This is a genomic window from Bacteroides luti, from assembly GCF_900128905.1.
Lineage (GTDB): Bacteria > Bacteroidota > Bacteroidia > Bacteroidales > Bacteroidaceae > Bacteroides > Bacteroides luti.
In genome coordinates this window covers 108,309-132,356 of record NZ_FQTV01000012.1, presented here as the reverse complement: position 1 = coordinate 132,356, position 24,048 = coordinate 108,309, and the positions used below count along the sequence as shown (strand labels likewise).

Here is a 24,048-nt window from a genome sequence, read left to right as displayed (position 1 = left end):
AAATACATTAAAGCACTATTTTGTATATGCATCATACAAATATACTCACAATTTGCATCTAATAATAAAATAAAAAAACACATCCTTTTGCATACATTACAATCCCCCGCATTAATATTACATAATCTTTTGCTTATGTAACATCACACTTTATATTTCGTAACATCTGCGCTGTTTTTAGCTATAAATGACTAAATTTGCAGTAGAACATTAATCATATATTTATGAGAACCACACAAATTTCAATTTTTCTGTTATTTTTTTTTTCCATATGTGGATTTGCTCAATCCGGGAAACTATTTACAGTTGACAAGGAATTATCAAGCAGCATGGTGAACAAGGTTACTCAAGACTCGAAAGGAAATATCTGGATTGCTACAGAAGACGGTCTTAATTATTACGATGGAGCAAAATTCCTAACTTTTAAACATAAAAAAGAAGACAAATCGAGCATCAAAAGCAATTATGTAATATCTGTTTTTAATGATAGTCAAAACAATCTTTTTATTGGATATGTAAATGGTTTGCAACAATATGACTACGCTTCCGGAAAGTTCACAGATATACCCTTACTATCTGCCAAGAATAACAAACCCTTAGATGCCCATATCCATATTATTTATGAAAGAAAAAATGGAGACATATTAATTGGAACAGCAGGTCATGGCATGTTCTTACTAAAAAGGAACAATAAGCAAGCCAAACAAGTTATACTTCGTTCAATACCCAGTTTCTTTATTACTACTATTCAGGAAGATAAGAATGGAAATCTTTGGATTGGAACTGAAGGGAAAGGAGTATTCTGTATAACTTCAGGCAAGAAACAGGAAACTAAACAATATCTCAATGGACCAGGAATGGTGAATCTTGATATCTCATGTATGTGTTTTGGTCCCGATAATAAAATATATGTTGGCAGTTTAAACCAAGGACTGTTTTCATATAATGCATTGACCAATTCTTTTGATGTAGTATCTTACCCAACTAAACTTCCAATAAAAACCCTTTATGTAAATAAGCAGCATAAAATCATGGTTGGAACAGATGGAAAAGGATTAAAAATCTATGATCCGATTTATAAGAAATTTGTAGAAAACAAATACAACATTCCGACATTCGATTTTACAAAATCAAAAATTCACTCTATTATTGAAGATAAAGCCGGAGATCTCTGGTTAGGCATTTTTCAAAAAGGTGTAATGCTATTGCCTGCCAATCGGAGTAATTTTAAATATATTGGTCATAAATCTATTTTAAAAAACAATATTGGCTCTAATTGCATCATGTCAGTATGCAAAGACCATAAAGGAGTTTTATGGATTGGAACAGATAATGATGGTATATACAGTGTTGCTCCAAATGGAGAAGTTAAATCACATTTTAGTCAGGAAAATGGTTCAAATGTACCTTCTACAATTATTAGTCTTTTTGAAGATTCAGACCAAAATCTATGGGTAGGCTCCTTTTTCCAAGGTTTGGCTAAATTAAACAAAGAAACCGGCCATTGCGAATATATACAAAAAATGAGTACCGATTGTGTATTTAGTATTGTAGAAGATAAAAGTAAAAATCTGTGGATTGGCACAATGGGTTCGGGAATATATTCCATGAATATGAAAAACAATCAGATTGTGCACTACTCTTCTGTACAAGGTCCCAAATATAACAACAAGATTAATACATTACATAATCGCTGGGTTTCAGCTATGCTACTGACTCGGAATAATAAATTATATATTGGATCATTTGATGGAATAGGATGTCTGGATTTGAAAACTAAGAATTTTGTATCAACATATAATACAAACAAGCTTTTGAGCGGATATATTATCTACACGATCTTTGAAGATACAAAAGGATATATCTGGATTGGAACCTCAGAAGGTATATTATGTCTCAATCCTCAGAATCAACAGATAACATCATTTGATATGAAAAACGGATTGCCAAGCAATGTTATTTGTGGAATTTGCGGAGACAAACAAGGTAATCTTTGGATTAGTACAAGTTATGGCATATCTAAATATAATCCGATAAAAAAAACATTCACTAATTACTACGCAGACGATGGACTACAAGGTAATGAATTTAGTAAGAATGCTCTATTCAGAGATAAAAGCGGTGAAATTATTTTTGGAGGCGTTAATGGAGTTACATCATTTTTTCCTGAAAAAATAACTAATCCAGCAAAAAAACTGGATATACGTATAACTGGATTCTATATTCATGATCTGGCTATCAATAAAGGAGATAAATCTGGTTCATACAGCATAATTGATACGGCTGTTTCTGAAGCTAAAGACTTCCATCTTGCAGCAAGCGATAACTCTTTCCGCATCGAATTTTCTGCAATGGAGTTTTGTAATCCTGAACGAATTACTTTTATGTATGCCTTAAACAATGATAATTGGAACACACTTCTACCTGGAGAAAATCATGTTTCATTCAACAATTTAGCTCCCGGAAAATATCATTTTAAAGTAAAAGCGAAGTATTACGAAACTTACTCTGACATCAAAGAAATTACAATAATAATATCACCACCATGGTATGCTTCGCTTGGTGCGAAAATTATCTATTTCATTATAATTATCACTGCTTTATATTTTACAAGACAACAAATCTTGCAAAGACGTAAAATTAAACTTAAATTTCAGCAGCAAGCACATGCTGAAGAAATTAATGAGGCCAAACTTCAGTTCTTTATGAATATATCTCATGAGATACGAACTCCAATGACACTAATTATTAGTCCCTTGCAGAAACTTATAACAATAGATAAAGACGAAGAGCGGCAGAAGTTGTATCATACCATTTTTAGAAATTCCAAACGAATTCTTGCCTTAATGAATCAATTAATGGATATCCGAAAAATAGACAAGAAACAAATGGTTCTAAAATTCCGTGAAACTGAAATTGTAAATTTCACTCATGATCTTGTTAATATCTTTGAGAGTCAGTCTATCAATAAACAAATAAAACTGACTTTTCAGTCAGATGTTCCAGAATTAAAAGCATGGATAGATCCTAATAACTATGATAAGATTATTCTGAATCTACTGTCTAATGCATTCAAATTTACGCCTAAAAATGGAGAGATAAGCACAAGCATCCATATAGGAGAGAATTATGACAAAAATGATAAGCCAGCCCATTATTACGAAATCATTATATCTGATAGTGGAATTGGAATTAAAAAAGAGGAAATTGAGCGTATTTTTGAACGTTTTTACCAGATAAATAATAGTCAGAACAATTCAAATATTGGTACTGGTATAGGGCTCCATCTTACACGATCATTGGTGCAACTGCATCATGGAAAAATCTGGGCTGAAAATAATGAAGATGGAAAAGGTTGCCGATTTATAATACGTCTGCCACTGGGCAATGATTTCTTAATTCCCGAAGAAATTGCCGATGAAGCAGAAATTGCAGACAAAAATAATCAAGATAACCCTGTAATGGTAACGGAAACTATTGATAACATTGATAATGCACACCTTAGAATAAAAACTAAATATAAAGTATTAATAGTAGAGGACGACGAAGAGATTCGCAAATATCTAAAAGACGAATTAGGAAACGAATTCCATATTACAGAAAGTTGTAATGGAAAAGAGGCTCTTTCATTAATATTAAAGAAAGCTCCTGATTTAATTATTAGTGATGTGATGATGCCAGAAATGGACGGAATGGAACTTTGCCAAAAGATTAAACAGAATATAAATATCAATCATATTCCCGTTATTCTACTAACAGCAAAGACCAGAGAAGAAGATAATATAGAAGGATTGGAAGTTGGAGCCGATAGTTACATTACAAAGCCTTTTAGCATTGATATCGTAAGGAAAACAATCCAGAATCTAATAAAAAACAGAGAGTGTTTGAAGAACAACCTCACAGGCAAACAGATTCAGGAAGATAAGATTGATAAAATTAGTCTGAAAACACCCGACGAAAAGTTATTGGAAAGAATTATGTCTGTTATAAATAAAAATATAAGCAATATAGACTTTAGTGTAGAGATTTTAGCTTCTGAAGTTGGAATAAGCAGAGTTCATCTGCATCGAAAAATGAAGGAACTTACAAATCAAACTACTCGTGATTTTATTCGCAATACAAGATTGCAACAAGCAGCATCATTATTAAAAGATAAAAATCAGAATATAAGTGAAGTTGCATTTGCTACAGGATTTGTTAATGCAACATATTTCTCTACAGCATTTAAGGAATTGTATGGAATGAGTCCGAAAGAATATATGGAACAGAACAAAGAATAAGTGATTTTAAAATAGTCCTCTCTTTTTAAAATCTATTTATCTAATTTATTCAGCACACTCAAGTGTGGTAATTACCTTGAGTGTGCAAAGAATTAATTAAACTAAAAACAACCTTTTTCTACTCTGGAAAGGCATCATTTGCCGAAGTAGCGTACAAACCTATTAAACTTCCGGTAAATCCACCGGCTATATTAGTAGAAAGAATGTCTCCAGATACCATTCCTCCTAAATTCTTTAATTCACCATTGTTTTCAGAATAGCTAAAACTATACTCATTTCCTTTAGCTTTTACTTGCAATTGAACAGGCTTTGATGCATCTATTTTTGCACTTGCCAGAATTACAGAGTTTCCTTTGTCTGTTCTTTGCAACAAGATATATGTATCCTTTTTAATCTTTGTAATACCAAAAACATAATTAAACCTCTCAGATTGGTAGCAAACTAATCCAGCCAAATCATTTTCTACTTTAGGCTGATAATTCAAAACTGTTGTAGCGGTGAAGTTTTTGTGTTGTTGTCTATAGAAAAGAGAAGATACAGGTTTTACTTCCTTAATATTCACATTGAAAGGCATAATCTGTACACCACCTTTGGGACTGATATGAACAAAATCTTCACGAGGACCTCTCATTCCAATCCATGAATAAGCTAAATTAGGAGAAGTGAAATTTTCTGTATAAGTAAAATTACCATTTGGCAAAAAGCCATCTTTTCCTTGACGATTTACAACGCCTTTGGGTAATTTCAATTTAGGTTCCATTGGAATAAGACCATTTTCAAAAATAGGGAACTCACCACTCCAATCAACTGGAAGTATAAAAGTTTCACGACCACTATTTACAAAATTCTTTTCGTTAGGACGGATAGCCAGAAAAACTCCATAATATTTTCCGCCAGGACCTTCAACAAGATCAGCGTGTCCGGTCCAATCTATTTTATTTTTTCTTTCAGGACGTAAATATCTTTGTGAAAGGATAGGATTGTTTCCAGATGGAATAAAAGGTCCCTTTGGACTATTGCTCACAAAAATAACCTCACTATGCCAATCGCCTGTACCACCTTCAGCACACATCAAATAGTAGCGACCATTCTTTTTGTATAAATGAGGTCCTTCAATCCAGATTGGTTTCTTTTTAATATCTACTCCCCCATCAACAATAATTTTATCAGTTCCCGGAATAATCTGATCTGTATTCAAATCATATTCCCAGATTTTAATCACCCTATGTCCGTTGTACAGTTCCTTTCCTTTATCAGGAGCATCATTATGCACAATATAAGCTTTTCCATTATCATCGAAGAAGATAGAAGGGTCAATGCCATTAAAATTTAATTTAATCGGATTGCTCCAACCCTTTAAAGGGTCTTTTGTTTTAACTACCATATTACCAATTCCAGAAGCAAATTGAGTGGTAATCATATAAAACGTATCGTTATATGGATTATATTTAATGTCCGGAGCATATATTCCGGCACTAACACCGGCAGTTTCCACTTTTAGTTGAGATGTTCTGTCGAGTACATGCCCTATTTGTTTCCAATTAACTAAATCATTGGAATGAAAGATAGGAACCCCCGGAAACATAGAGAACGAGGAATTAACCAAATAATAATCATTCCCTTTACGAGTTATACTTGGATCGGGATAACAACCTTGCAAAATCGGATTATAAAACTCGTCATCACCCAATGGATTTTCTCTATATACATCATCATCCCCCTGATATACAAACTGTGTAAACGTCGGATTATTTTTCGACTTAACCTGTGAGCTCTTCTTCTTTACACCTGATTGCGCTGAACCAGTTTGGCATAAAGAGAAAATAGCCATAAACGCAAATAAAAAACTAAATTTAATTTTAGATGTTTTCATTATAAAAAAGTATTAATTAGATATATCAAACTCATTTGAATTTCGGTATTAAAGATGCAGAAACCAGTTGTTTTAAACATCAAAACAAAGTATTGCAAAAATATAAAGATGGCTAAAGTCTAAACAATAAAAATGTATCCTATCCTTTTGATTACGTAACAACGAGTATAGATATAATACAAAAATGTTTCATTTTTAGACTTATCTATTTTATTAGCAGAGTTATGAGGTTTATTTTGATGCTTCATACATATTTGAAATTCTAATAAAATAAGAAATCTTTATTGGTGGATTACTTATTTTATTCTATAGAAATTAGTAAGCACTCGGCCGAAAGCTTATGGGTTCTCGAATAAAGACCCATGGGTTCTCGGAAGCGGGCTTATGGGTTCATGGACGAGGGCTTACTTACAGCTCATTATAAATTTCCGAATTCAAAGCTATACACCTGATAATTTGAGCAATTAAATATTCTAATAGAGCTCAGATTTATAATTATAGGGAATTCAAATACAATATTTCGGAGTGTAGAATTAGTAGCGGATAAAACAAATTTGTAGCAGATAAATGTATTTTTGTAGCAGATGTTTTTTTATCTACCACCAGTCAAGAAGACTTCCAGCAAGGCTTTTCAGCAACATTAGTAGCAGATGGGCAGATGTTTTTATAAAATTGCATAAAATAACCCTGCACTATTTTTAGAAATAGTGCAGGGCATACAGAGATATATTATTCAAAAAAACTAATTCATATCATTACCTTTCAGGTTCGGATTATTATTCAGCTCAGACTGAGGGAAAGGAAAATACATAGCCTTTTCTTTCCAACCTAAAGCTTTCAAAGGGTCAAGCCATTTGGCATCAGCCATACCCCAGCGGAGTAAATCGAAATAACGTAAATACTCACCACAGAATTCAACATAACGTTCGTGTTCAATTATATTCTTTATGCTATTCATGGCAACACCATTGATAACTTTACCACTTGACAATAACTGATCAACATTAGGAATTGTACCAGGAGAGTGTTGATACCATAAATGTGGTTGTTCAGATGGAACTACTTTATTAGCTCTGTCTCTAACTTGTTGAATATAATATTTAGGACCTGTAGGATCTGTAATAGCCTTACTATCATTACCAGTTTCACTTAAACATTCTGCATACATTAATAATACATCAGAATAACGCATCAAACGAGTATTGATATCATCATCAATATCAGCAATCTGATAATCAGGACATTCCTTTCTGGTTCCATAAAGATCATTATCTGAAGACAAATGTGCCATCATATAATTCCAGTCGGCAACATTGCCTGACAGTTCAGTATATTTTGCTCCTCCAGGACACCATAGAGTCATGTATCTTCTTGGGTCTCCATCTTCAAATTCATCATAAGTCTTTTTGTTTGGAGCGATATTCCACCAAGAGCTACCAGTACCATCGGGAACTCCAATCTCTTGCCATCTCCAGGAATCAGAATTATCTCCACCCAACCAGCTTGTGCCATTGAACATCTGGACTTCAAAAACAGATTCATCATTATTCTCGTTATCTCCGCCCAAGCCATTAGCTCTAAAATTATCCATGAGCTTATATTCTTTACTATCAATAACAGCTTTCAACAAAGGAGCAGCTTTATCAAATTCTGCAGTTTTTCCTTTCTCGAGAATAGGACGATACATATATGCTTTTGCTAAATATGCTTGTGCTGTACCTTTAGTAGCGCGTCCTTTGTTGGCTACATTAGCGTAAAGTTCACTACGCAATGGCAAAAGTTCAGAAGCTTTTTGGAAGTCATTAATAATCAAAGCATATATTTCACCAGGCTTAGCGTTAGTAGGATAATAATCTGATTGATTTTGTGCCGAATGATCAACCAATGGAATTGTTTCTCCAAAGAGAGCACAAAGGTGCATATAATGTAAACCTCTCAAGAAATAAGCCTCACCTAACAATCTATTTTTAACAGTTTCGGATATCTCACCACTAAAATTACTTATTTTTTCGATGGCTGTATTAGATGCGTAAACACCTTCAAAGAACCCTTTCCATGCAGAGGTAATATTTCCTTGACTTGGAGGAGTGCTATATGTATCAGGATAAAGTTCCTCTCCTACACATTTAAAAGTATGGTCGAAATCATCACCAGGAAGTATCATATAATAATATGCACCACGACCATAGCCACCTTCAACACCATTAAAACTGATTAAGCACTGATAAGCCGGTATTACAGCAAGTTCTAATTGTGCTGCAGTTTTGTAATATGTATCAACAGATAACTGCGAAGGATTATTCAAGTCCATATCGGGCACACAGCTACTTAGAATTGCTGCAGAACTGCACAATAAGCAGAATTTTGATATTTTTTTCATTGTATTTTTAATTTAAAGATTCAACCTTTAGAACGACAATTGAGCACCCACGAAAAATTCTCTTGAGTTAGGGAATGTAGGATCCCATGAACTAGATCCATCAACACCTCTTGTTAAGTTTGTGCCACCTGTATCCTGGTCACCAACTTCTGGGTCAAAGCCTGAATATTTAGTTAAGGTTATCAAGTTTTTACCACCAATATACACTCTCAGATTATTAATATTCAATTTCTTAGTTACGCTTTGAGGAAGTGTATAGCCTAAAGTCAAGGCTTTCAGTCTTAAATAAGATCCATCTTCTACATAACGTTTTGAATTACGCATATTCTGATTTGGATCGCCTATAACCGCTCTTGGCATATCTGTATTTGTATTCTTTGGATAAATAGTAGTTACTCCTGAAATTGGGTTGACAAATTTCAGTTCTTCGGCGCGATAGCGATTAAGCGTACTTGCGAAACAGTTGTAATAGTGATACATGCCCTCGCCAAAATAGCGGGTTTTATTGTAAATATCATTACCCTCAGATCCTTGCCAAATCATTGCCATATCGAATGTTCCGAAACCAGCTCTATAACTTACATCTGCACTTAATCCATAACTGAATTTAGGGATTGGATTTCCAATGTAATCCTGATCCGCTACTCCATTTCCATCTTTGTCTACAAAGCGAACATCACCTAATCCTGCTTTGGGCGCAAATTTCTTATCTGCATCTAATTCTGCCTGAGTACGATATAGTCCATTTGTTACATATCCCCAGAATTCTCCGATAGATCTGCCAACTGCAGTTTTAGAGATGCCATTGCCAGCCATGATTTCATTATTAGAACCAATACTAAGTACTTTGTTCTTTACAGTAGAAATATTACCTGTTACTGAATAATCAAATTTACCAATTGTTTTTTTGTATGAAACAGCAAGTTCAAGTCCCTTATTTTCGATACTTCCGGCATTAAGTGTAGGTTTATTATCACTATAACCAGCAGCATATGAAATAGGCACAGCCACTAACATATCTGATGTTTTCTTGTAATAATAGTCAAATATAAATGACAACTGATTATCAAACAAAGAAAGATCGAAACCAAAGTCTGTAGAATATTGACTTTCCCATTTAACATTTGGATTTGAAGGAGTAGTAGCAAGTGCACCTGCGTTCTTTGTATTATTAAGATAATACCAGATATTACTAAATGCTAAAGTGCTCTGATACTGGTAAGAATCGATGTTAGAGTTACCCAACATACCCCAGCTGGCACGCAACTTAAAGTCATTAACAAATGGAAGTTTTTCCATGAATTTTTCCTGACTTACTCTCCATGCAGCAGATAAAGATGGGAAATTACCATAACGATTGGTTTTACTAAACTTGGAAGAGCCGTCACGTCTAAAGTTAAATGTCAGCAAATATTTGCTATCGTAACTATAATTAATTCGTCCCAACATAGAGAACATAGACTCATGTCCCACTGAAGAATCAACAGATTTTGAACTATCATCTTGAGTAGCACCTAGGATAAGAATATCTTCACTTGGCATAGCACGCGCTCCTGCACTAACACTCAAACTCTTTGTTTCATCAGAGGAAACACCAAACAAAGCATTTAAGCTGTGTTTACCAATGCTCTTTTCATAAGAAAGAGTATTCTCATACAATAATCTATTAGTTTTATAACTTGCCATCGAATAAGAATCAGGTGTATGGTTTTGATATGGAATAGAATACTCTGCCTCATAATCCTGAACCATATATCGATACATGTCAACTCCCATATTGAATTTATATTTTAAACCGGGAAGTATTTCATAAGTCATCCATGCATTACCATTTACGGAAGTAGTTTCACCTTTGTGCCAGTTTAAATTAGCCTGTGCCAAAGAATTTGCTACGTCTGTACCATTTCCGGCACCAGCGAATCCTGTTGAACTATTAGCATCATACAAAGGCAAAGTTGGAGCCCATTTTAATGCAATTAGCAAGTTTTTATCACTCCAATCGTGATTGCTACGTTTAATTGATACAGTTTCACCGAATTTGAATTTACCTTTCGTAAAATCAGAGATAAACTGCATACCATAATTTTTAGTATCTTCTTTAATAAAAATAGGTTTATCAGTTGAATAAAGACTGTTTACTCTAAAATTTGCATTTTCAGAACCTCCACTTATAGAGAGATTATGTTTCTGATAAAAACCTGTACGCTTTAATGCATCAAACATATTATATCCTTCACCTATTGTAGATGGATTTTTATATGCATCTAAATAATCAGAAGCGTTTCTTTTTCCTGCATTCCATAATTCTTCATTTACCAGTTCTGCCAATTCCTGTCCATTAAGCATATCGATATTGTGTGACAGGTTTTTCTCACCAGCAAATCCGTCATAATCTACCTTTACTTCGCCGGATGTTCCTCGTTTTGTTGTAATAACAATAACTCCATTAGCACCACGGGCACCATAGATAGCACAAGATGCTGCATCTTTTAAAACCTGAATACTTGCAATATTAGCTTCATCTGGCACAGCACCACCAATCATACCATCAACTACATAAAGAGGATCTGTATTATTGATAGAACCAACACCACGAATTTTTATTCTTCCATTGGTAATTTGAACACCAGGAACCGAACTCTGCAATCCGGCTTGTAATCCACCAGGAACTTTATTTAGTTCTTTGGTAGGGAGAACAGCTATAGCCGATGATAAATCCGCTTTTTTCTGAGTACCATAACCAACAACAACAACTTCTTCTAAAGTTTTGTTATCTTCTTTTAAAACAACATTCAATGTTCTTTTTTCTCCAATCGCTATAACCTGACCTATATATCCAACGAAAGAGAATTGTAATTTAGCGTTCGGAGAAACAGAGAGCAGAAAATTACCATTAACATCTGATACAGTACCATTAGCTGTACCAACCTGAGATATGTTTACACCAAGTAAAGCTTCACCAGAAGCATCCTTTACTGTACCTTTTACAATAAAGTTTTGAGAAAAGGCCCATAGAGGTACCATCAATAGAACAATGATGGTTCCTAAGGTTTTTTTAAAATTAAAGTTTTTCATAGTTTCTTAATAAATTATACTAGACTAAATAACTCAATTATTCATAAATCTTTAGCAATAAGAAAAAACTCATCAACTATCATCTAATAAATGTTTCATAAAAATTGATTTAAAGGTTTACTAATAAGAGTAGAAGTGAAGTTTTTTACTTCAAGATTTCTACATAAGAAGATTCCTTTTTCATGAGAAAAAGAATATAAGTCATAGAGAAGCCATTTTTATAGGACTTCAGGCAATTGTTTTATACAGATTTTCTAAAATTCAAGGGAAGAGATTACTTTTAGAGCAGATAATATTAATTACAGTTTTCTTTGTGTTCATAAACAATTGATTTTAGACTATACTTTCGATTAACAAATGAATGTCAAAAGTAGAGGGAAATAAAAATTTTGAATTTTAAATTCAGATATTCTTTTTCCATTTTTAAACACAATTTCAGATTTAACAACGACATCTACCGAGACCAATAAAACGATAATAACCAATAAATTAACACATTGAAACATCAACCTTTACGATGAAATTTGAATTCTATTTTCTTAAGTTTAATATAGAATACTACTATAATAGCTATTTAGTAAATAATATTAGATTTAGTCTGATTTTTCTTTTGGCAACATATTTTTGTATCACCGTTACTTCTCAGCCTAACTTCTGGTCACATAATTCAGAATCTACTTTAATTAAAAGGAATAAGTGTGCTTATCTAAAATGTTAAGCTTATCTTCAAAACAGATATTTTGATATAAACAATGCACCCCAAAAGTTTTATGTCAAACTTTTGGGGTGCACGTCATTTTATGAAATAATACAATACTAGATTAGCATTTCATTCGTTTGCTATTCAAATTTAATCCAATCCACTTCAACTATGTTACTATTTTCTGAAGATAAAAACAAATTATGGCTACCTTGTTTTAAACCAGAAATCAAGACTTTAGTTTCTTTCCATTCTTTACTTTCTGGTAAATTAATCTTAGCCAATATTGGACCATTAGCACTATTCAATTTCAATTGCAGTATCCCTCCTTTCTGAGAAATAGCTTTAATTATAACTGATTTGTATTTTTTCTTTCCAAAATCAACCTTGTTATATTGTACCCATGCGTTTTTCTCATTGAAAACCGTTTTCCAACCGGCAAATGTATTCAGAGTATCAATAAATGAAACTGAAACTCCTTTATCACTTATTCGACTATAACGATCTATTTGTATTTGCTTCGAAGCATCGGTTAAGCCAACTCCACGAAAGGTAGGTGTAACTTTTCGGATTGTCCCATCCGCATTAAAAAACAAACTATCAATGCGTACCGATCTGTTCTTATCAAATTTTGGTGAAAGGTCATTACTATGGTAAAAGAGATACCACTGCTTCTTAAAATTGATAATAGAATGATGATTAGTCCAGCATCCAACTGGAGATTCGTCCATTATAACCCCAGCCATTTTAAAAGGTCCCATCGGACTTGGCCCCATAGCATACTCAAGACGTTCAATTTTATTTTCAACATGAGGGAAAGTTAAATAATACACCCCTTTACGTTCAAATAAAAAAGGGCCTTCTTTTAATCCTTTTTCTGGCAAATTAGCAATAATCTGAGGTTCTGAAGCTAGTTCCACCATATTGCTTTTCAATTTGGCTACCATAAAGTTGCCTGCCGACCAATATAAATAAGCCTGTCCATCTTTATCAATAAAAACATTAGGATCAATTCCACTAACCTTATCGATTTGTTTAGGCTGTGGAATAAATGGACCAAAAGGATTATTAGCTACAGCGACTCCTACAGAAAAGCCCTTAGCACCTTTCGGGGGAGCTGGGAAATAAAAGTAATATTTCCCATTTTTGCTAATACAGTCCGGAGCCCACATACTAAATGCTGTTGAATCAGCCCATTTAACTTTAGTCTGGTTTAGAATTACTCCATGATCTGTCCAATCAGTAAGATTAGAGGATGAAAACACATGATAATCTTCCATGCAGAACCACTCTGGACGACCTTGTCCTTCTTTGCCTAAGATATCATGCGATGGATATAGATAGATTTTATCGCCGAAAACTCTGGCTGTTGGATCGGCAGAAAATTGATTTCTTATAATTGGATTCTGTGCAGAGATATCTGCAAACCCGAACAATATAATTACCAATTGAATCAATATCGCTAATTTATTATTTTTCATAAATATTTTTTCATTAAAAAGGTTAATAGACTATACACAAATCGTCTCTTTATTATATGACAAAAACATTATAAGACTTACTTATCCTATAATGTTCTGCCACATTTTAAGTATCTTATTTTACTTCAGAAATAGTATCTGAAATATGGAAATAATCAAAATCAGCATATCCACCTATGTTTTTAGTGGCATAATTGAACAATCCAAAGCGATATCCAATAAACTGAGGAATAGTATATGCCATTTTTAATGGTTCACCAATGATGTTCCACACCTTGCCATCATAGCTATAAAAGAATTTAGCAATATCTATACGGTCTTTGAAGTTGCATTCTGCTTTGAAGTAAACGATATTCCGAGAAAGCGGAACACTTTGTATTTCAACAGGCTTTCCTGTTCCGGCACTAATCATGACTATAGACTTGATTCCTTTATTGACTCTAATCCCTAGCTGGCCGAAATTCTTCTGTAACAAGCATAATCCGGCAAAATCTCCATCCTTCATGTGTGATGCATCGATTGATGTTGAACCAGTACATACTGGTCCAATGGTACGTTGAGTCAAGGTATTTCTAGCCAACAACAGAGTTGAATCTATTCTGCCTGTAGTAAGGCGCAAATAACCTTTTCTTTGAGTAACCGACCATAATTTATTGTCCGGATTATGATTCCATTGCCAAACCAATGGTAAAGCAGCAGCTCCAGGTTTACGTGTAAATTCGTCAGAAGCAACAATGCCGGGAATCAAACCTTTGCTAGCAGGCAAATCGAGTGTTTCAGGAACTTTACCATTCTCGCCAATTACAGGCCATCCATTTTCCCATTTTACCGGAACCAAATAAGGAATACGTCCTACCGCTCCAAAATCACGGAATAAATAAGCAAACCACTTACCATCAGGAGTATCGATAAGTCCTCCCTGGGCTACCCCCTTATCCTGAAATCCAACTCGTCCTTCATACGGACCGGTAATTTTATCTGCTCTGTGGATGTTTACAGTACGCATGCCACCTGCTGGCCAGGTAATATTGAAAAGATAATATTTTCCATTTACTTTAAAAAGCTGAGAACCTTCTGCTCCAAGTCCCCCGTTACCAGAAGGAGCACTGGCATTTTCTATAAGCACGCGATCTGTTTCGGGTTTAATTCCTGAAAGGTCTTTTTTAAGCTCAACTATATTGAGTTTTCCATTTCCGTAAATCAAATAAATGCGCCCATCTTCCTCGAAAAACAATGAATGATCATGCAATGACGGAGCAAAAGAATGCTTTACCCAAGGACCTTTCTCCAGATTCTTTGTCGTATAAATATATGTTTTCCCTGTTGTTTGAGCAAATGTAGTAACATAGTAAGTTCCTTTGTTATAGCGAAGACTACTAGCCCATGAACCTCTGCCGTAAGTACTTTGACCATTATTAAGGTTTAGTGCATCAACATCATCTAAAGTATTATAGGCATAATTCACTAATTTCCAGTTTACCAAATCTTTAGACTTCATAATTGGAACACCCGGACTCATGTGCATGGTAGTGCTGCTCATATAATAAGTATCCCCTACCCGAAGCATAGACATATCAGGAACATCTGAAAAAATAATTGGGTTCTGAGCTTTCTTCACCTGTGCTGACAGATTCATAAAATGGCCGGAAAGCAGAATTGCCACAACGCATAAAATATTTCTTTTTCTCATAGTATTAAGTAATTTTACTCAAACAAATATATAACTTATTTTTTAACCGGATTTACTCCTTTAGTTGTCTGTACCACTTTTTTAATAGTACCATCTGGATTATAATACATATGATCAACACATATTGAACCACGATAGCTAGCATTTCTTTGTTTCTTATTCTGATTGCAATTAATGAAACAGAAGTTACCACAAAGATGGAATATTTTTAGCTTTTTCATTTCTATTTATTGATAATCCATGTACAATTTTAGATAATTCTTAGCCTTTTCAGGTAGAACGGCACAAAGATTTTAATATTATTCGGCTTATTGTTCTATACATCCGGATGTACGCATCTTGTACACCCGGGTCTAAACAAATCTTCCACCCGGGTGTACCAATTGATTACACCCGGGTGGAAGACAAAACATTCACTATAGAATTTTAGATTGTAAACCAGAAAATTGTTTCTACTACATGATATCTACTAAATAATTAAGTGAGACAAGCACAGTCAACCAAAATCAGGATGAGACACAAGATGCTAGACTGCTAGACTACCGCTAGACTTCTTTTTAAAAGTCTAGCGCCTATATTCAATTAATTCACAACATCTTAAACAGTTAACGCTAGACTGCTAGATACTTTTCGGTTTTTCACTCTTTATGTCGCGATTATATAGCAAATAAGTACTCACTTTTCTAGCAGTTTATTTCCATTTACTTTTTCATTCTTACCTTTATCTGTGTGAAAGAGTGTGCTGGAAAGGTATAAGTAATTTTGTTTTTCTCTGCTTTAATCTCTTTTGCAACAGGTACATATTGACTTTGTTTGTCGTAAGTAAAAGTTTCATCAAGTATATTTCCTGCTACTAAAGAAGCCTCAGCTTTTCCAGTGAATTCTCCTGAATTAGATACTATATTCGTTGTAATGGTTTTGTCTTTATGTCTGTTGATTACATTGATATAAGTAGTATTCGTCTCTTTTGAATAAACTGTTGTAACATCAAGATAAGGTATATCTTTATATAACGGAGTATTGAATGTTTCACATTTTACGTAAGTATCAACTGAACTACCAAGACAGTTATTAGAAAATGATTTAAAAATATAAAACAAAGGAGATTTATAGGTACCTTTCTCTTTATCAGTGTTTAGCAAAGAGGTAAGCATTGTAAAATTAGCCATCTTTACAACATCAGCGTGACGAATAAATGAATTGAAGCTTTGAGCAATAGGTAAAACAGATAAAGTATTCTTTGACATGATTCCCCACTCATCCACTGAAATGTAAATAGGGTTCTTAAGTCCTTTCATTACTCTTACGTTTTCAATCTCATTAGCTGTTACTTTAATCTTTTCTTCAAAATCCATCGCACTCTGACCCATGTAATTGTAATAGTCGTCCGACTTCTCCCAATATCTGTGAATTGAGATATAGTTAATCAGATCACCAAAGCTAGACAGAACTTTTCTATTCCAATCAATCCAAGGTGAATTCTCATAGCACGAAGATCCTGAAGCAACCAACTGGATATCCTTATCTACACTCTTCAATGCCTTTGCTGCTTCTCTCCCTATTCTTGAATATTCTTCAATTGATTTATGTCCCAATTCCCATGGATAACCATCTACTTCATTACCCAAATCCCAGATTTTAACGTTATAAGGTTCGGGATGTCCATTTTTAGCTCTTAAATCAGAATAATATGTTCCTTTTTTATAATTGCAATACTCTACCCAATAGCAGGCATCCAATATAGAGCCCAATCCTAAGTTTACACAAACCACATTTTCACTACCTATTGCTTTATTTAAAGCAAACCATTCATCGGTACCCACATGATTATTATCTACACCACCCCAAGCCAGGTTTATACGTTTAGGTCGATTTTCTTTGGGTCCTATTCCATCTTTCCAATCATAACCCATTAAAAAGTTACCACCTGGCCATCTCATATTGGTAATCTTCAATTCCTTCATTGCATCAATATAATCTTTTCTAAAGCCATTCTCATCAGCCAAAGACGATTTTGGATCATAAAGCGTTCCGTAAAGTGTATTAAAATCAACAGAGTCGGGCAATCCCATTCTGTCTCCTTTAAAATGAATAGGTTCCATGAATACACCGTAAATTTTAGGATCAATTTCGGCAATTTTTCTGTCAACATCAATTTTAATTTCAGCTGTTTGACCGAACAGACTAATTGGCAAAGCCAATAACAAATTAGTAAAAATCTTCTTCATAGTATTTATTTCATATTATATTGTAAATTTTACCCAGATATAACTCATTAATGAATTATATCTGGATTAAAAAATCATCATAGAATAATGGAATTGAAAAGTTCAGCTTCCATTATCAGGAGTACATGTTTGTGTAAGAGATTATAAATCTTGCCAGTTATGTTTCAAACTACTTTTTACAAATAATTGTATATGTTTTACCAGCTTCCGTAGGCAGATCATATAACCAGGTTTGTTTAAGATGCAGAGCATTTATTTTTGCTGAAGCAGAGATCAAAGGATTCTTTACTTTAGCAGTATCAAAGAATGGGTTTGAATTTTTTCCTGAAGCTACTTTCATTGTTTTACCACCTATCAAGGTAACTTCATTAGGAACACGAATACGGCAGTTTCCACCTAAATGAGATTTTATGATAATCTTCTGCACCTGATTATTGTTCCAGAGAATACTCACATCAAAACCACCATAAGTTCTCAAGCCGCTGATGCTTCCTTTTTTCCAGTCATCAGGTAATGCCGGTAGAATATCAATGGCTCCATCATGACTTTGCAAAAGCATTTCCGTAATACCCGAAGTACAGCCAAAGTTTCCGTCTATCTGAAATGGAGGATGTGCATCAAAGAAGTTTGGATAAGTCCCTCCACTCTTTTCTTTTACCGGATCAACAAGCGTTAATTGGTCAGTAATCAGTTTTCGTGCATGGTTACCATCAAGCAAACGTGCCCAGAAATTGACTTTCCAACCCATCGACCATCCGGTTGAAACATCACCACGATGAATAAGTGTTGTACGTGCAGCATCAAATAAATCGGGATTTATATATGGTGAAATCTGATTACTCGGGTACAAACCATATAGGTGTGACACATGTCTATGTTGATCATTCGGATCATCCCAATCTCCTATCCATTCCTGCAACTGACCATAACGACCAATCTGCATCGGAGGAAGATTATTTAATATCTTTTGGAAATCAGCCATCAATGCTCCATCTTTTTTCAGCAACTTTGCAGCCATAATTGTTTTGGTAAACAAATCGAAAAGAATTTGATTATCCATCGTTGTTCCATAGGTAAGCGCACATCCGGAATGCCCTGATGGAGTATTCTCCGGCGACATTGAAGGGCTTACTACCAACCATTTATGAGAAGGTTCTTCTATAAGAAAATCTTTGTAGAATTCGCAAGCTGATTTTAACACAGGATAAACCGATTCCAAATATTTTAAATCGCCACTATACAGGTATTTCTCCCATAAATGCTGTGACAGCCATGCACCACCCATCGGCCACAATCCGGCATTGGCAAAATCTACCACACCAGAAATACGCCAGATATCAGTATTATGATGAGCCACCCAACCATTACAACCATACATTGTTTTAGCTGTTTGTTTTCCCGTTTCTGAAAGTTCTTTTATCAATTGAATTAATGGTTCATGCATTTCAGCCATGTTACATTTCTCGGCAGGCCAATAATTCATTTCCGTATTGATATTAATTGTATACTTACTATCCCACGCCGGACGAGTGCTACCATTCCATATTCCTTGAAGATTGGCCGGTTGCCCTCCCGGTTGAGAAGATGAAATCAACAAATAACGACCAAATTGATAATACATAGATATCAATTCAGGGTCAAATGACTTTGAGAAATTCTTAATTCTCTCATCAGTTGGCAGTTTTGCTGCCGATGAAGTACCCAGATCAAAATTTACGCGATTAAAATATTTCTGAAATGCAGCTATATGACTCTTAAGCATTGTTGAATAAGGCTTATTCTGAGCAGTAGTAAGATAGTTGGTACATTTCTTGACTTCATCTGTCGATAAAGTTTTATAATCGGTGAAATTGGTTGCAATAGAAATCAATATAACAACTTCATTAGCCTTACTTACATTGATCTTATTCGATTCAATTGCTGTAGTTCCACCCGAATTTAAGATTTTTGCACGAGCATCAAACTTCACTTGTCCGGTTACACCTTCGTGAGTACCAGATAAACCTGCCATTTCAAGAGTCTTATTATCCAGAACCTTTACCGATTTCTGCAGAGGTCCATCAAAACTTGCTGCAAAAGATAATTTTCCAGGTTTACTGGCTGTAAGTCTTACAACAATAACCTGATCTGGTTTCGATGCAAAAACCTCTCTTTTATAAGTTACTCCATCCACCATGTAGGAAGTAGTAAAAACAGCTCTTTCCAGATCAAGTTCTCTGTAATAATCTGTATAATTATCATTGCCATTAAATGCAAGATTCAGATTACCAACCACCTGAAACATTGACCCATGCAGTTGTTTTGCTGTAAGTCCCTTGTTTGCCAGAAAATCGGCTCGTTTGTAGTCTTCTTTAAAAATATAGTATCGCACTGAGTCAAGTACGGATAAGCCATCAGGATTGTCGTTACGTGATGGTCCACCCGACCAAAAAGTACCTTCATTTAACTGTAGTTTTTCATTAACAGGATCACCGAAAACCATTGCTGCCAGTCTGCCGTTGCCAATTGGAAGCGCTTCGTTCCACACTTTAGCAGGTTTATCATACCACATTTTAAGTTTTCCTCCTTTTTGCGCCCATGAATTTGGGATAGCAAGAAGGCAGAATAATAAAATCAGTACTGAAATTTTAGTGTTGTTCATTTTATATATTTAAAGATTATACATAATTAAAAGGATTAACTGATGAATATTTCCAAGCAAAGATTTATTCTAACAGTTAATCCTAATTACTAATTCTATTTATTTCTGATTATACGAACATAATAAACTGCACCGGCTATATTATCAGGCAAAGATTGGAACTTAACTCTAACGTAATCTTTACCCTTCAGCATTGATTCAGGAATAGGATATTCTACATTCCGGAATTCCTTTCTATTCCATTTGCCACTTATATTCTCCGTTACCAGCTTCTCATTATCAATGTAAATATCAAATTTTCTATTACCCGTTTCAGCTCCCCAGTAACGTACCATCAAGCTCAGACTTGTTTCCTTATTTGTAGCAAGTTTATAGCTAAAATAGCCTTCATTGCGAGCATCACGCCAAAATTCATCCAAGTTATTTCCACTATTTGTATTTTGCTTTTCAGCAGCATGATCAACTTCCGGTTGCTGTTCTCCCGGAGCTACAAAGTCTATGGTACGTTTCTGCAAATCGGCTTTTTGTTGTTCTAACACTGAAAGTGAATCAATATAAGAACGGTACTGACTGTTTGATAAAGTCATCCAATACATTTCATATCTCGCATCATGAATTTTATAAAACGGTTCCAGTTCTACCTTTATCGGATTAACCATTTTAACCTGCGAGAAAGTAAAATCAAACGGCTTTCCTGCTACAGGAATTACCTTATTTACCAAGGAATCAATATTATCATCCACAATAATCGGAGCTTCATTTAAAGGCAATTTCTTTCCACTCGCTATATGTCCCCACCTTGAATTGTCGGCAACCAATCCTTTCAAATCCTCTGTACCCGTTTTGGCACTCAGCAAGATAGGACCATGCATAAAAGCTATGTAATTAGGCACATTTGGCAGATGTTCAATATGAGTGTTCATCGGGAATTTAATTACTACAACATCCCCTTTTTCCCACATTCTGTTAATAATAACATAAGATGACGGATGCGCAACAAAGTCAACCATCTTTCCATTAATCGTAATTTTCAACTGTCCATCTTTTACCCAATAAGGATAACGAATCATCAACTTGAAGCGAGCATTGCCGCTGGTTATTGTAAGTTTAGTCTGTTCTTCATTTGGGAATCCTGTTTCCTGTCTTACTTTTATATTTTTCTCTTTCCAGTTTAGTTCTGAAGCAATAAACAGATTTAAAAACAACGAGTCTTTAGAGTGAGTATAGATAAACTGACCATATTTACCATGGTTTTCCATGCCACTTCCCACACAGCACCACATTCCCTCATTCGGAGTGGAATATACCCTGTAATGACGTGGGCGAGCTGATGTGAAATATACATATCCTCCATGTTCAGGGTGCTGAGATGAGAGTATGTGATTAAATAGCGTTCTTTCGTAATAATCGGCATATTTAGCCAACGGATTAACCCGGAAAAGATCTTCAGTAAGTTTCAGCATATTGTATGAATTACAACTTTCCGGACCTTCTACATCATTTACATAATCCGAACAGGCAGCCGCACTCGGGAAAATTTCCCGTCTGCTATTTCCACCAAATGCAAGAGAACGATTGGCAGTTACCGTTTCCCAGAAAAAGCTTCCAGCCTTTCCATAGTTATTATCGTGGGATAGTTCTGCTATTCTTTCAAAGCCTACAACTTTAGGTACTTGTGTATTCGCATGTTTATTATCAAGATTATCTGTATTTGCTGCCATTGCATTAAGCAACATTTTATGAGAGAAACGCTTAGCAGCAACCAGATATTTCTGATTGCCAGTCATCTGATATGCATCGGCAAAAACTTCATTCATACCACCATGCTCATTACCAAGCATCTCTTCCATTTTTATATCAGAAAGACCTGAAGTGACATTAATAGCCCAGTCGCAGAATTTTATAAAAATCTTTTTTGCTTCTTTGTTGCCTGTATATAACCATGCATCTCTAAGTCCGGCATACATTTTATGTACGTTGTACCAGGGTACCCAGTATTTCCAGATAATACTAACATCGCCAGCCTTAATCTTACTCCATACACCTTTACTATCAGGAACACCACCTACATATCCATCGCCCCACTCCGGGTGATTTTTTGTATTAGCATCCTGACAAGCTTTCAGTTCAGCAATCATGTAATCCAAACGTTTCTTACACTCTGCATTACCGGTAGCAGCATAATTAATTGCCATTGCAGAGAGGTAATGCCCTCCTACATGTCCATCCAGTCCAATCCAGTTTTCATAGCTTTCACCTTTGGGAGTTAATCCGGCTTCCTTACGATACGGAGCCACTAAACGATCAACATCATATTTCAAAAGTGTCTGAATATTCAAATCTCTGGCATGTTTAAATGGACCGTTAAGTAATGTCACATCACTTAACGGAAAAGTATTCGGATATAATTTATCCTGAGCTTTAATACTACTACAAAATAATAAACCACAAATAAAAACACTAAGCTTAACCATTTTTGGCTTTAAAAGAAGAGCAGATTTCATTTCTTACAATTTTTTCTATAGATTTTTACTGCTAACATAATTATTTAAATAATAACTGAGCAAAATTATAGAGATTATTTCTCCATACCGGCCATGTATGTCCTCCTGGGTATTCGCTATAAGAATATTTAATCTTCAAATCTTTAAATTTCGAAAGCATAATCTGACAATTTCTATGTGCTATATCTTCTTTGCCTCCTTGAGAGATCCAAAATTGTTTTAGATTTGTATTTATCAGACCAGAATTAGTCTTCATAAACTCATATTGAGCTTCAGCAACACCGTCTAGGTTAGGCAACCAGCCAGAACTAAAAACTCCGAGATAAGAGAATAATTGGGTATTTTTTATTCCTGCATAAAGAGTTTGAATACCTCCCATTGAAAGGCCAGCAAGAGCACGATTTTTTGAATCAGTTTTAACGCGATATTCTTTTTCAACAACAGGAATTATACATTCCTTTAATTCAGATTCAAAAGCTTTCAATGATGATTCACTAAATCCACCATTACCAACGTTGCCATCAAGCATAACTATAAGCATTGGTTTTGCTTTTTTCTCAGCAATCAAATTATCCAGAATTAAATCAGTCTTTCCTTGTGTTGACCATCCACGTTCGTCTTCACCACCACCATGCATCAAGTACAATACCGGATATTTTTGATTTATATTTGCATCGTATCCGGCAGGAGTATAAATATAAAAGCGACGCCAAGTCTTAGTAACAGATGAATAATAACGCTTCATTCTTACATCACCGTGTGCAACATTTTTAACAGCATAATATCCATCCCCTTTAAAAGGCACTTCTATACCACTTGCCATTCTACCCATGCCATAAAAAGACTCACTGGAAGGATCGGCAACAGCTACGCCATCAATCAACAAAGAATAATAATGAAAGCCTTCTGTCAATGAATCGGTAGTGACCTCCCATATACCTTCGTTATTTTTTATCATATCGTACTTCTTTCCTAAATCAAGCTGTACTTTTTGTGCATCGGGAGCTTTTACATGAAATACAGCACGACTATCAGGTAAAATCATAGGATATTTTGAAGCCCTTACATTCGATGAAGCAGGAGCTCCTATGTTAGAATTATCTTTATTTGCAATTCCATCAGTCTGCCCTTTCACAGTTGAACTTAAAATAAGAGCTGCAAAAAATATAAAAGTAAGTTTTTTCATTTCATTTATT

Annotated in this window: 11 protein-coding genes; 1 reads left to right on the top strand and 10 read right to left on the bottom strand. The window is 34.7% G+C overall.

Annotated elements, in window-relative coordinates:
* The first annotated feature begins 224 nt into the window (after positions 1–224).
* Positions 225–4,280: a hybrid sensor histidine kinase/response regulator transcription factor gene (locus BUC21_RS11910; RefSeq protein WP_073402679.1), complete on the top strand. Its 4,056-nt coding sequence runs from the start codon at positions 225–227 to the stop codon at positions 4,278–4,280.
* Between the two features lie 118 nt (positions 4,281–4,398).
* Here the strand turns inward: BUC21_RS11910 and BUC21_RS11905 are convergent, their stop codons facing one another.
* The 10 genes from BUC21_RS11905 to BUC21_RS11860 form a co-directional block, all read right to left on the bottom strand.
* Positions 4,399–6,153, bottom strand: a complete 1,755-nt coding sequence (locus BUC21_RS11905) for a glycoside hydrolase family 43 protein (protein WP_073402677.1) — start codon at positions 6,151–6,153, stop codon at positions 4,399–4,401.
* Between the two features lie 742 nt (positions 6,154–6,895).
* The gene (locus BUC21_RS11900) at positions 6,896–8,533 is read right to left on the bottom strand and encodes a RagB/SusD family nutrient uptake outer membrane protein (RefSeq protein WP_073402675.1); all 1,638 of its coding nucleotides are present in this window, start codon (positions 8,531–8,533) and stop codon (positions 6,896–6,898) included.
* Positions 8,534–8,560: 27 nt separating this feature from the next.
* A complete protein-coding gene (locus BUC21_RS11895; protein ID WP_073402673.1) occupies positions 8,561–11,608 on the bottom strand; it encodes a SusC/RagA family TonB-linked outer membrane protein in 3,048 nt (1,015 codons plus the stop codon).
* Between the two features lie 840 nt (positions 11,609–12,448).
* The gene (locus BUC21_RS11890) at positions 12,449–13,789 is read right to left on the bottom strand and encodes a family 43 glycosylhydrolase (RefSeq protein ID WP_073402671.1); all 1,341 of its coding nucleotides are present in this window, start codon (positions 13,787–13,789) and stop codon (positions 12,449–12,451) included.
* A 115-nt stretch (positions 13,790–13,904) separates the two neighbouring features.
* A complete protein-coding gene (locus BUC21_RS11885; protein WP_073402669.1) occupies positions 13,905–15,479 on the bottom strand; it encodes a glycoside hydrolase family 43 protein in 1,575 nt (524 codons plus the stop codon).
* Positions 15,480–15,514: 35 nt separating this feature from the next.
* Positions 15,515–15,700, bottom strand: a complete 186-nt coding sequence (locus BUC21_RS16475) for a hypothetical protein (protein ID WP_073402667.1) — start codon at positions 15,698–15,700, stop codon at positions 15,515–15,517.
* Between the two features lie 480 nt (positions 15,701–16,180).
* The gene (locus BUC21_RS11875; protein WP_073402665.1) at positions 16,181–17,707 is read right to left on the bottom strand and encodes an alpha-L-arabinofuranosidase C-terminal domain-containing protein; all 1,527 of its coding nucleotides are present in this window, start codon (positions 17,705–17,707) and stop codon (positions 16,181–16,183) included.
* A gap of 169 nt (positions 17,708–17,876) precedes the next feature.
* Positions 17,877–20,348 carry a glycoside hydrolase family 95 protein gene (locus BUC21_RS11870; RefSeq protein ID WP_073402663.1) on the bottom strand — a complete coding sequence of 824 codons (2,472 nt, stop codon included), beginning with the start codon at positions 20,346–20,348 and terminating at the stop codon, positions 17,877–17,879.
* A gap of 95 nt (positions 20,349–20,443) precedes the next feature.
* Entirely contained in the window at positions 20,444–22,852 is a 2,409-nt protein-coding gene (locus BUC21_RS11865; protein ID WP_083547688.1) for a glycoside hydrolase family 127 protein, read from the bottom strand.
* A gap of 40 nt (positions 22,853–22,892) precedes the next feature.
* The gene (locus tag BUC21_RS11860; protein ID WP_083547687.1) at positions 22,893–24,038 is read right to left on the bottom strand and encodes an alpha/beta hydrolase-fold protein; all 1,146 of its coding nucleotides are present in this window, start codon (positions 24,036–24,038) and stop codon (positions 22,893–22,895) included.
* Positions 24,039–24,048 lie beyond the last annotated feature (10 nt).

What these genes read in the sequence shown, in the direction of transcription:
- BUC21_RS11910 (WP_073402679.1), top strand. Translation starts at nt 225, where the DNA reads ATGAGAACCACACAAATTTCAATTTTTCTGTTATTTTTTTTTTCCATA.
- BUC21_RS11905 (WP_073402677.1), bottom strand. Translation starts at nt 6,153, where the DNA reads ATGAAAACATCTAAAATTAAATTTAGTTTTTTATTTGCGTTTATGGCT.
- BUC21_RS11900 (WP_073402675.1), bottom strand. Translation starts at nt 8,533, where the DNA reads ATGAAAAAAATATCAAAATTCTGCTTATTGTGCAGTTCTGCAGCAATT.
- BUC21_RS11895 (WP_073402673.1), bottom strand. Translation starts at nt 11,608, where the DNA reads ATGAAAAACTTTAATTTTAAAAAAACCTTAGGAACCATCATTGTTCTA.
- BUC21_RS11890 (WP_073402671.1), bottom strand. Translation starts at nt 13,789, where the DNA reads ATGAAAAATAATAAATTAGCGATATTGATTCAATTGGTAATTATATTG.
- BUC21_RS11885 (WP_073402669.1), bottom strand. Translation starts at nt 15,479, where the DNA reads ATGAGAAAAAGAAATATTTTATGCGTTGTGGCAATTCTGCTTTCCGGC.
- BUC21_RS16475 (WP_073402667.1), bottom strand. Translation starts at nt 15,700, where the DNA reads ATGAAAAAGCTAAAAATATTCCATCTTTGTGGTAACTTCTGTTTCATT.
- BUC21_RS11875 (WP_073402665.1), bottom strand. Translation starts at nt 17,707, where the DNA reads ATGAAGAAGATTTTTACTAATTTGTTATTGGCTTTGCCAATTAGTCTG.
- BUC21_RS11870 (WP_073402663.1), bottom strand. Translation starts at nt 20,348, where the DNA reads ATGAACAACACTAAAATTTCAGTACTGATTTTATTATTCTGCCTTCTT.
- BUC21_RS11865 (WP_083547688.1), bottom strand. Translation starts at nt 22,852, where the DNA reads ATGAAATCTGCTCTTCTTTTAAAGCCAAAAATGGTTAAGCTTAGTGTT.
- BUC21_RS11860 (WP_083547687.1), bottom strand. Translation starts at nt 24,038, where the DNA reads ATGAAAAAACTTACTTTTATATTTTTTGCAGCTCTTATTTTAAGTTCA.